At 70.1% G+C, this 10188-nt stretch carries 9 protein-coding genes; 5 read left to right on the top strand and 4 right to left on the bottom strand.

All coding sequences use genetic code 11. The features are described 5' to 3' along the window. Positions 1-73 precede the first annotated feature (73 nt). Entirely contained in the window at positions 74-511 is a 438-nt protein-coding gene (locus tag I0C86_RS24485) for a hypothetical protein (protein ID WP_196203631.1), read from the bottom strand. A gap of 161 nt (positions 512-672) precedes the next feature. After that, on the bottom strand, positions 673-1143 hold the full coding sequence (locus tag I0C86_RS24480) for a MarR family winged helix-turn-helix transcriptional regulator (protein ID WP_196203630.1): 471 nt from the start codon (positions 1141-1143) through the stop codon (positions 673-675). A gap of 99 nt (positions 1144-1242) precedes the next feature. On the opposite strand from I0C86_RS24480, the gene I0C86_RS24475 reads away from it, so the two are divergent. After that, on the top strand, positions 1243-2241 hold the full coding sequence (locus I0C86_RS24475; RefSeq protein ID WP_407676346.1) for a GNAT family N-acetyltransferase: 999 nt from the start codon (positions 1243-1245) through the stop codon (positions 2239-2241). A 39-nt stretch (positions 2242-2280) separates the two neighbouring features. On the opposite strand, the gene I0C86_RS24470 is transcribed toward I0C86_RS24475, so the two are convergent. Together I0C86_RS24470 and wrbA are read right to left on the bottom strand one after the other, a co-directional pair. After that, on the bottom strand, positions 2281-2652 hold the full coding sequence (locus tag I0C86_RS24470) for a hypothetical protein (protein ID WP_196203628.1): 372 nt from the start codon (positions 2650-2652) through the stop codon (positions 2281-2283). A gap of 102 nt (positions 2653-2754) precedes the next feature. Further along, complete coding sequence (gene wrbA / locus I0C86_RS24465; protein ID WP_196203627.1) at positions 2755-3363, bottom strand: NAD(P)H:quinone oxidoreductase; 609 nt, start codon at positions 3361-3363, stop codon at positions 2755-2757. A gap of 143 nt (positions 3364-3506) precedes the next feature. Here wrbA and sigJ point away from each other — a divergent pair, with 143 nt between their 5' ends. The 4 genes from sigJ to I0C86_RS24445 all read left to right on the top strand — a co-directional run bounded on the left by sigJ (position 3507) and on the right by I0C86_RS24445 (position 10188). Beyond that, entirely contained in the window at positions 3507-4442 is a 936-nt protein-coding gene (gene sigJ / locus I0C86_RS24460; protein ID WP_196203626.1) for an RNA polymerase sigma factor SigJ, read from the top strand. A 738-nt stretch (positions 4443-5180) separates the two neighbouring features. Beyond that, positions 5181-6407, top strand: coding sequence for an RCC1 domain-containing protein (locus I0C86_RS24455; protein WP_196203625.1), 1227 nt, complete (start codon positions 5181-5183; stop codon positions 6405-6407). Positions 6408-6686: 279 nt separating this feature from the next. Next, positions 6687-7016 carry a GNAT family N-acetyltransferase gene (locus I0C86_RS45530; protein WP_196203624.1) on the top strand — a complete coding sequence of 110 codons (330 nt, stop codon included), beginning with the start codon at positions 6687-6689 and terminating at the stop codon, positions 7014-7016. Positions 7017-7050: 34 nt separating this feature from the next. Further along, a complete protein-coding gene (locus tag I0C86_RS24445; protein WP_196203623.1) occupies positions 7051-10188 on the top strand; it encodes a BTAD domain-containing putative transcriptional regulator in 3138 nt (1045 codons plus the stop codon).

Raw genomic sequence — 10188 nt, 5'->3', positions numbered from 1 at the left:
CCCCCAGACAACCCCCGCCCCGGACAGTCTGCCCGGGTTCGTCCCCGGCGCGCCGACCGCATTCCGGATACGGCTAGGCGCGGCCCTGACCTGCCCGACGCCCGCGACGCGACAGACAGGTCGCGTAGCAGGTCGCCCAGATCAGCAGTGCCGCGACCACCGGCCCGCCGAGCAGGACCGTGAGGCCGGCACCGATGTTCGCTCCGATCACTCCGGCGGTCATCAGCCGCCATCCGGAGCCGACGAGCACGCCCGCTGTCAGCAGCGGGACGACGACTCCCCACCAGTGTGGGTCCAGTCGGTTCCGACGGGTGGCCCGTACCAGCGTCAGCAGCGCGACGACGGCCACGACTGCCGATCCGATGCCGGCGGCACGGGTCAGGCCGGGACCGACGTCCAGGGGCTGGAAGGCGTAGTCGGGGTCGGCGCCGGCGGGAACGGTCGACCGGTCCCCCACCAGCCACCAGGTCAGCACCGGAGCGGCGATGACCAGCCCGGCTACCGCGAGCATCACGTCCACCTCGCCGACGCGCCGGAACTCTCACCCGACGTTGCTGGCCCTGTCATGTGGACAGCTTGCCGGAAGCGTCATCGGCGTGGTTGAGCGCGCGTACCCATGCGCCGCCGATCGGGCCCGGCGCCGAGAGGTCAGAAGTACGTGCGGCGTGGGCGTCACCGGTCTGGCGGTCCCTCCACCCTTCGGGCGATCTGTTCGATGGCAGCAAGGTCCTCCGCCGCGAGCCGTTCGATGAAGTGGCGTCGTACCGACTCGACGTGGGTCGGTGCGGCGCCGTCGAGGGTGTCCAGGCCGTGCTCGGTGAGAATGAGGAGGCAGCCCCTGCCATCCGCCGGATCGGGCGCGCGACGCAGGAGGCCGCGTGCCTCCATCCGGGTGGCATGCCTGGACAGGCGGCTGCGTGACCACCCCATCTTGTCGGCCTGCTCGTGCAGCGGGCTGGTCCGGTCGGGCCTCTCCGAGAGGGTGCTGAGCACCTCGTAGTCGGCCTCGGACAGTCCGATCTCCGCCAGGTCACGCGCCGTGCCGGCCTGGACGGCGACCATCACCCGGCGGAACGCCCGCCACGCCCGTTCCTCGTCCGGGGTCAGCCAGCGCACGGCCTGAGCCGAGGATTTCTTTGACATGTAATCAATCTACCGCCTAGACTCGTTTACATGTCAACGAACCTGCCACGTGTCCTCGTGTTGATCTGCAGCACCCGCCCGGGCGCCCTCGGTCCCGCAGTGGGACAGTGGTGGGTCGAGGCGGCCCGGCCTCGCGCCACGGAACTCGGCGTCGAACTCGTACCGGTGGCCCTCAGCGATCTCGACCTGCCGTTCCTGGACGAAGAGGAACATCCCTCATCGGGTGTCTACCGGCACGCGCACACCCGCCGGTGGAGCGCGATCGTGGACGCGGCGGACGGATTCGTCGTGGTGACGCCGGAATACAACCACGGGATGCCGGCAACCCTGAAGAACGCACTGGACTACCTGGGCCGCGAGTGGGCGTGGAAGCCGATCGGCTTTGTCAGCTACGGCAACACCTCGGCCGGTACCCGGGCCGTCGAGCACGCGAAGCAGGTGGTGACCACGCTACGTCTGGTCCCGTTGGGCGCCACGGTCGCGATCCGGCTCGGCGACGCGACGGAGGACGGGCGGCTACGGCCGAACGCGGTCCTCGACGCGGCGGCCGTCGGTGTCCTGGACGAACTGGTCCGGGTTGCGCACGCCCTCCGGCCGATGCGCGAGCGGGGCCGGACCGGGGCGTCACCCGGGCCACTGCCGGGGTCCTACCTGAGGCGACTGGTCCCCGACGACGCGCCCGAGGTCACCGTGCTGCAGCGGTGCTGCTGGGTCGACGAGGCCATCGCCAACGACACCGTGGCGATCCCGGCGCTGCACGAGTCGCCGGAGCAGGTGCGGGAGTGGCTGGCGACCTGGCACACCATGGGTCTCTGGCGGGACGGTCGACTTCTGGGCATGGTACGGACCCGCCGCGTCGAGACTGACTGGCACGTGGGTCGCCTCGGCGTCGTACCGGACCTGCGGGGTCGAGGGCTTGGCCGGTGGCTGCTCCACACCGCCGAAGCCGCCGTCGAGCCGGAGTGCCAGCGCATCGTGTTGTCCACCGGTGCCGACAATCAGCGGACCATCGGCCTCTACCGCAGCGAGGGATACCAGCCGGCGCCACCGGCCTCGGCGGACGGAAGCATCTGCCTCACCAAGGACATCAACCGGTAGACGACGCCGACCGATGGTCAACCTACCGGGACCACGCGATCAGTCTGCGGAACCGCGATCCAGCTCGGCGTCGGCCGGCGACCCGCCCGGTGGGAACGCCGGGCGGGTCACCGCGGCGAGCCAGGTCTCCTCGGCCCTACCGGCACCGTAGCTGGTTGGCCGCTCGGTCATCCCGGTCGCCGGTGCGCGGAAGTCGTTCCACGGCCACACGTGACGCACCCGGTGCTGCCGGACCGAGTCGCCGGTGGTCACCCACTCCTCGCGCTCCTTCGGCGTCGCCACGAACCGGGACGTGTCGTTCCATGAATATGTCTGCCAGGGGCGCCATCCGAACCTCTGCTCCTTCGCCCAGGGGAATCCGCCGTTGTCGGCGTACCGGATGGTGATCCGTACCGAGTTGGCGGTGGTCACCCGATAGACGATCCGATCCGGGATCCGGTTCCGCTCCACGTGCTGCGCGTCGTACCGCCAGGAGCCGGCGGTGGTGAGGGTGAGGTACAGAGCCGTGCTGGGTCAGGCGGCGCGGCCCGCCTTGAGTGCGCCCGCCGCCTCGACGACGCGGCGGGCCTGGTGACGGGCCGCCCGCAGGGCCACCTCGCCGGGCGGGCCGTCCCCGGCCACGTGGGAGGTGCCGTAGGGGTTGCCCGACTGGAACTGGACGGGGTCGGTGTAGCCGGGGGGCACGATGATGCCACCCCAGTGGTAGAAGGTGTTCCCAAGCGCGAGGAGGGTGGATTCCTGCCCGCCGTGCGCGGTGTTGGAGGCGGTGAAGGCCGAGTACACCTTGTCCGCGAGCCTGCCTTGGTACCACAGGCCGCCGGTGGTGTCGATGAACGTCCTGAGCTGGCTGGCCGGGTTGCCGAAACGGGTGGGTGTGCCGAACAGCACCGCATCGGCCCAGTCCAGGTCGTCGTGGCCGGCCTCGGCGACGTCGGCGGTGTCCTGGAGGTGTCGGGCCCATTCCGGCCTGGCACTGATCGCCTCCGGCGGGGCCGTTTCGGCGACCTTACGCAGTCGTACGTGTGCGCCGGCCTTCACCGCACCCTCGACGGCGGCCTGCGCCAGGGCGTGCACGGTGCCGGTGGCACTGTAGTAGATGATCGCGACGTTCACGGGTTCCATGATCGGTCTCTCCCTTGCTTGTCCCAGTGGTACGACGACACAACCCGTCGGAATGTCAGGCGGGCTGCCAACCTCACAGTTGGGTGCGTTGCCTCGTCGAACCGGTGGGAGCAACAACTGCGAGCAAGGGAGTCGGCGACACCATGAGCAGGCGATCCGAGCCAGAGTCCGGCCGGTCCGATCCGAACCTGGGCGCGATCATGAGCGAGCGGCGTCAGTTGATCAATCTCGCGTACCGGCTGCTGGGTTCGCTGGCCGACGCCGAGGATGTCGTACAGGAGACCTACGCCCGCTGGTACGGCATGTCCCGGCAGCAACAGGAAGTCATCGAATCCCCCGGCGCCTGGCTGACGAAGGTCGCCGGGCGCATCTGTCTCGACCTGCTCGGTTCGGCCCGGGCCCGGCGGGAGCGCTACGTCGGCGAATGGATTCCGGAGCCGCTGCCCGATCGGACGGAATGGATCAGCGGTCGGCCGGGCGCCGCCATCGTCGACCCGGCCGACCGGGTCACCCTCGACGAATCGGTCAGCATGGCCTTCCTCGTCGTGCTCGAATCGATGACCCCGGCCGAGCGCGTCGCGTTCGTCCTGCACGACGTCTTCCGCTACTCCTTCGCCGAGGTGGCCGAGATCGTCGGCCGTACCCCGGCCGCCTGCCGCCAGTTGGCCTCCTCAGCCCGCCGCCGCATCCATGCGGTGCAGGCCCTCGCCACTCCGACAGCCCAGCAGGCCAGCATCGTGAGGGCCTTCAAGCAGGCTTGGGAGGCTAACGACATCGACGCCCTCATCGGCCTCCTCGACCCCGACGCCACGGCCGTCGGCGACGGCGGCGGTCTCGCCAGCGCCGAACTCCGCCCGGTCGAAGGCGGCGAGCAGATCGCGCGCGTCCTCGTCGACATCACGGGCAGGGCACCCGGACTGACGCTCCTGGAGCGTACGGTCAACGGCCAGCCCGGCCTGGTGGCAGAGCTGGACGGCCGCACCGTGACGGTGATGGCGTTCGACGTCGCAGGCGACCGGATCAAGCACGTCTGGGCAGTACGAAACCCTGACAAGCTCCGCCCCTGGACGAACGGCTGAGGCCGTGACGGTGATGTCGTGCATCACCCGCGCCTGCCCCGAGACGTGCTGGCGGATGGGACGAACGCCGAGCGAGCACGACCGCGACGAGAACGGTACGCCGTCCCATCGAGTACAGCGGGTGGTTCGGATAGCGTCAGAAAGGCCGGCGCCGATACTGAAGTAACGTGATGCGTGGTTGGTGTATCCGAACATTCGGCGCAGTTTGCGGCCCTGGGGCGCGGCGTCGCCGGGCCGGCGCCGAACTGAATACGGTCACCTCCTCGACTGGATTTTCCACGGCAATACCAGCCACCTTCCCGGCCCAATGGTCCATTCCCAATCAAATGCACGTCGACCTGGCAGCGCACGAGCCTATGCGGCGGAACCAGAGGCAATCCGATTCTCTACCCAAATCCCGAGTTGTCCTGACCTAGGCGGTCCCGTGACCGCCCCAGTCATCCGGATCCGCCGTGCGGAGCGCAGTGGTGCCGACGCTGTCACTCCCGGTAGCCACCATGGAGGCGCCTCCTGGCGCGAGACCGTCCAGGCGCGTCGACCTGGCCGCATCGGTACGCGACGACTCGGGGTCGACGGCAGCCGACCTGAGCGTACGGCCGACGACTGGACCGAGGTCTTGCATTGCCCCTAGTCAATGGCGAAGATCGATGCTATGAATTGGTGGGGTCGCTGGCGACCTCACCAGGGCAATGCCGCCTCCACCGTCTAGGTATCGACGTCATTTGGGGAGAACATTACATGGAAAATCAGGACGGTTGGCTGCGGGCTCAATGGCGGCGTTCGACGAGAACCATCCTCGCCTCGGCGGCATCGGCCGGAATCGTCGTGCTCGCCATTGGCCTTTCAGCGGGCCCGGCGGCAGCAGGCGTCAGTCCCGCCGAGCGTGGCTCCCTGAACGTCTCGGTCGCCGCCCCGGCGGTTTCCAGCATCACCGCGGGCAACGCACACACCTGCGCGATCGGTACCGACGGAACACTCTGGTGCTGGGGCAGTAACTCCAGCGGCCAGCTTGGTGACGGCACCGCCACGAACCGGATCGCCCCGGTGCGTATCGGCAACGCCACCACCTGGGCCGGTATCGACGCCGGCGGCGGCTTCACCTGTGCGATACAGACCGACGGGACGCTGTGGTGCTGGGGCCGCAACTCCCGGAGCCAGCTTGGTGACGGCACCGCCACGAACCGGAACACCCCGGTGCGTATCGGCAGCGCCACCACCTGGGCAAGCGTCAGCGCCGCCGACAGTCACACCTGTGCCATCCGGAGCGACGGCACCCTGTGGTGCTGGGGCTCCAACCGCAACGGGCAGCTGGGCACCGGTGCCGCCCTCGAGAACGCGGCCACTCCGGTACAGGTGGGCACGGCGACCAACTGGGCGAGCGTCACGACCGGCTTCGCGCACAGCTGCGCCGCCCGTACCGACGGCACCCTGTGGTGCTGGGGTGACAGCTCGAACGGACAGCTCGGTCTCGGTATCCAGAGCTACCGGACAAGTCCGGCGCAGGTCGGTACCGCCACCACGTGGACCGGCGTAACGGCCGGGTACGCCCACACCTGCGCGGTCCGCACCGACAGGACCCTGTGGTGCTGGGGTGAGAACGGGTACGGACAGCTGGGTGTCAGCGGCATCTACCAGACCTCACCGGTCCAGGTCAGTGGCACCACCTGGACCAGGGTCAACGCGCGCGACGACTCGTCGTGTGCGACCCGCACCGACGGCAGCCTCTGGTGTTGGGGCAACAACAACACCGGACAGTTGGGCGACGGCACCACGACTCACCGGTTCGCCCCCGTCCGGGTCGGCACCGCCACCACCTGGGCCAGCGGCTTCGCACCCGGCTATCACAGCTGCGCGCTCCGCACCGACGCCAGCCTCTGGTGCTGGGGCAACAACGGCGTGGGACAGCTGGGCGACGGCACCACCGCCCTGCGGTCGACCCCGGCGCAGGTGACTCTTCCGGGCTGACCCAAAGGTTCGATGCCATGTCGTCGGCCTGGACCGCTGACACGTCGGTGGCGGCCAGGTCGACGACATGAGCTACCCCGGTTCGGGCTGCACAGGCACAGGCTCATGCCGCTGGCCCGCACCACCGAGGTCGGCCGGCACGAATCCGGCTACCGCCGGTAGCCGGGTCTCGGCCACGACCACACCAGTCATGGTTTCCCGGTGGTGTGCCGGCACGGTTGACTGCGACCATGCGACCGTGACCGACGATGCCCGGTCGAGTCCAGCGCCGTCGTCGAAATGATCCCGGCCGACCACCCCGACATGAGAGCGTTGCTCGCCCGGGTGCCGGCCGAGGATGCCGACGAGTCCGGCCTCACGGCCCCGGCCGAACGTGGACGAGGGCTCGCACGCGCCGTAGCCACCGCAGCCGTCACCGCCGCGCTGGAAGCCGACCTGTTACCCCAGTGGCGGGCACGCCCAGAAGCGTCACGACGAGTGGCCCGCGCGCTCGGCTTCAGCGAACTGGGTTCACAACTGAGCATTCGTCTCGAGCCCGCCGACAGCCGCGCCGTACCTGTCCAGGGTGATTCCCCTTACCCCGGTCCTCGGCGCCGCGTCGGCGGTTGAAGGCCTGCCAGTCGCCCATGGCAAGATCTGCCGGGTGCAGGTCGGGATGCTCGGATCGTTCGAGGTACGCACGGACGACGGCGTCGTGGCCGACGTGCCGGGCGCGCGGCTGCGCGGGCTCCTGATCGCTCTCGCGCTCGAACCTGGTCGCGTGGTCCCGAAGGCGACGCTCGTCGACTGGATCTGGGGTGAGCAGCCGCCCGCCGACGCGGCGAACGCCCTGCAACGCCTGGTCTCCCGGCTGCGGAAGGCCTTGCCCGAAGGGTCGGTCGAGGGGCAGACGGATGGTTACCGCCTGACGGTGGAACCCGAGGCTGTCGACGCCGTACGGTTCGAACGCCTCGTCGCCCAGGCCCACAACGACGAGGACCCACGGCGGGTACGGCTGCTGCGCGAGGCCCTCGCGTTGTGGCGCGGTACGGCCATGCAGGGCGTCGGCCTGCCGGACAGTGCCGCGTTCGACGCGGCGGTCACCCGGCTCGACGGGCTACGCCTGACTGCCATGGAGGATCGGTTCGACGCCGAGATCAGCCTCGGCCAGGGTGCGGAACTGGTCACGGAACTGACGGATCTGGTGGCCGCGCATCCGCTGCGAGAACGGCTGGTCGCGGCGCTGATGCGGGTCCTCGTCATGGTGGGTCGCGGCAACGAGGCACTGCTCGTCTACCAGCGCACGAGAGAAGCCCTGGCCGACACGCTGGGGGTCGACCCCTCACCGGAGCTGTCCGCGTTGCACGTCGCACTGCTGCGCGGCGAGTTGGGGCGGCGGGAGGAGAACCGTAGGACCAACCTCCGTGCCGAGCTGACCAGCTTCGTGGGCAAGGACGCCGACGTCGCCGCGGTCGGCGAACTTCTCGCCGAACATCGGCTCACCACCCTGATCGGTCCGGGCGGCTCGGGGAAGACCCGGCTGGCCACGGAAACCGCGCGCACGCTGCTCGGCGACCTGCCGGACGGCGCCTGGCTGGTCGAGCTCGCCGCCATCGGCGCGGATGGTGACGTGGCGCAGTCGACGCTCGCCGGGCTCGGCCTTCGGGACGCGCTGCTCGGCGGGGCACCGCACGCGGACCTGACGGACCGGCTCATCGCCGCGATCCGCGATCGGGAGGCGCTGCTGATCCTGGACAACTGCGAGCACGTGATCGAGTCGGCCGCGGCGTTCGCCCATCGAGTGCTCGGGGAGTGCCGGCGGCTGCGGATCCTGGCGACGAGCAGGGAGCCGCTCGGCATCACCGGTGAGGCGCTGTGGCTCGTCGAGCCGCTGGCCGTGCCGGGAAGGGATGCCGGCCCCGGTGAGATCACGTCCTCGCCGGCCGTCCAGTTGCTCCGGGACCGGGCGGGCGCCGTACGCAAGGATCTCGTGGTCGACGCCCGCACGTTGTCGACGATGGTGCGCGTCTGCCGGGCCCTGGACGGGATGCCGCTGGCGATCGAGCTGGCCGCGGCCAGGTTGCGCACCATGTCCATCGATCAGCTCGCCTCCCGGCTCGACGACCGGTTCCGCCTGCTGACCAGCGGTAGCCGCATCGCGTTGCCACGGCACAGGACCCTGCGCGCGGTGGTCGACTGGAGCTGGGAGTTGCTCACCGACGCCGAGCGGATGGTCCTGCGCCGGCTCGCGGTGTTCGCGGGCGGAGCGGGCCTGGAGGCGGCCGAACGGGTTTGCGTCGGCGACGGGGTCGAGCAGGAGCAGGTGCTCGAACTGCTCACCTCGCTGGCCGAGAAATCGCTGCTGGTCAGCCAGGGCGACAGCGCACCGCGCTACCGGATGCTCGGCACGATCAAGGAGTACGCCGGGCACCGGCTCGCGGAGGCGGGGGAATCGGACCTGGCCCGGCATGCGCACCTCGACTACTTCACCGAACTCGTCGAGACGGCGGAGCCGCATCTCCGCCGTGTCGAGCAACTGGAATGGCTCGCCACGCTCGGTGTCGAGCACGACAACATCGGCTCCGCGATGCGTGGCGCGCTCGCGGCCGGCGAGGCGTACGCGGCGATGCGGCTCGCGGCGGGCGCCGGCTGGTACTGGTGGCTCGGCGGGTACAAAGCTGAAGGCCTGGAGCTGATCACCGCGGCCACGGAGACGCCCGGCGAGGTGACCGATGAGATCCGGGCCACGGTGTACGCGCTCGTCGTGCAGTTCGTGAGCTCCGGGCGGGGTGACGAACACCTGGCGGCGGAGTGGATCCGCAAGGCGCACCGGTTCGGCCAGCGCAGTCAGAGCCGCCATCCGGCGATCGCGTTCGCCGCCGCGCTGGACCGCATGCTGCAGGCGCCGGATGCGTTCCTGCCCGCGTTCGAACAATTGCTGGACCACGAGGATCCGTGGGTACGCGCACTGGCCCGGCTGCACCTCGGCAAGATGCGGATCATGCTCGGCCAGGAGGGGCGGGACGCGGACACGTATCTCGAGACGGCACTCGCCGAGTTCCGGGCACTCGGCGAACGGTTCGGGATCTGGTTCGCCCTGTCTGAGCTGGCGGACCGGGTCGCCGTGCGCGGTGAACTCGCCGTCGCCTGCGAGCACTACGAAGAGGCGGTCGCGGTCGTCACCGAACTCGGTGCTGTCGAGGATGTCATCCGGATGCGGTCGCGGCAGGCGCGGCTGCACTGGCTCCGGGGCGACGCGGAGTCCAGCGCGGCGGCGATAGCCGAGGCGCAACGGTGCGCGGCACGGGTCACCTGGCTGGATGCGCTGGCCGAACTGGCGCTCTCGAAGGCGGAACTCGCCCGTTGGGGCGGCAACGCCGAGGAGGCGTACCAGCAGCTCGGCGTCGCGGCAGCCGTGCTGGGCGACGAGGCGGACGAGACGAACGTCCGGGCGGCGACACAGGATCTGCTCGGCTACCTCGCCGATGATCTCAGCGAGGCCCGGAAGCACCACGCGGCGGCCTGTCAGGCGGCGTCCGAGGCGGGGCATGCGCCGCTGATCGCGCAGGTACTCGTCGGGGTCGCCGACCTGGCACTGCGCCAGGACCAGTACGAGCAGGCCGCGCGGCTGCTCGCGGCAAGCGCCGCCGTGCGGGGACTGCCGGATCGTTCCCATCCGGATGCGGCCCGGATCGAGCAGGCCGCACGGCGCCGCCTCGGTGACACACGGTTCGCCGAGGCGACTCGGGACGGCACGCAGACGAGCTGGCGTCAGCTGGTCACGGTCACGCTCGCCTCCTGA

The organism is Plantactinospora alkalitolerans, from assembly GCF_015690345.1.
Taxonomy (GTDB): Bacteria; Actinomycetota; Actinomycetes; order Mycobacteriales; family Micromonosporaceae; genus Plantactinospora; species Plantactinospora alkalitolerans.
This window is presented reverse-complemented; position numbering and strand designations above follow the sequence as displayed.

What these genes read in the sequence shown, in the direction of transcription:
- I0C86_RS24485 (WP_196203631.1), bottom strand. Translation starts at nt 511, where the DNA reads ATGCTCGCGGTAGCCGGGCTGGTCATCGCCGCTCCGGTGCTGACCTGG.
- I0C86_RS24480 (WP_196203630.1), bottom strand. Translation starts at nt 1,143, where the DNA reads ATGTCAAAGAAATCCTCGGCTCAGGCCGTGCGCTGGCTGACCCCGGAC.
- wrbA (WP_196203627.1), bottom strand. Translation starts at nt 3,363, where the DNA reads ATGGAACCCGTGAACGTCGCGATCATCTACTACAGTGCCACCGGCACC.
- sigJ (WP_196203626.1), top strand. Translation starts at nt 3,507, where the DNA reads ATGAGCAGGCGATCCGAGCCAGAGTCCGGCCGGTCCGATCCGAACCTG.
- I0C86_RS24455 (WP_196203625.1), top strand. Translation starts at nt 5,181, where the DNA reads ATGGAAAATCAGGACGGTTGGCTGCGGGCTCAATGGCGGCGTTCGACG.
- I0C86_RS45530 (WP_196203624.1), top strand. Translation starts at nt 6,687, where the DNA reads ATGATCCCGGCCGACCACCCCGACATGAGAGCGTTGCTCGCCCGGGTG.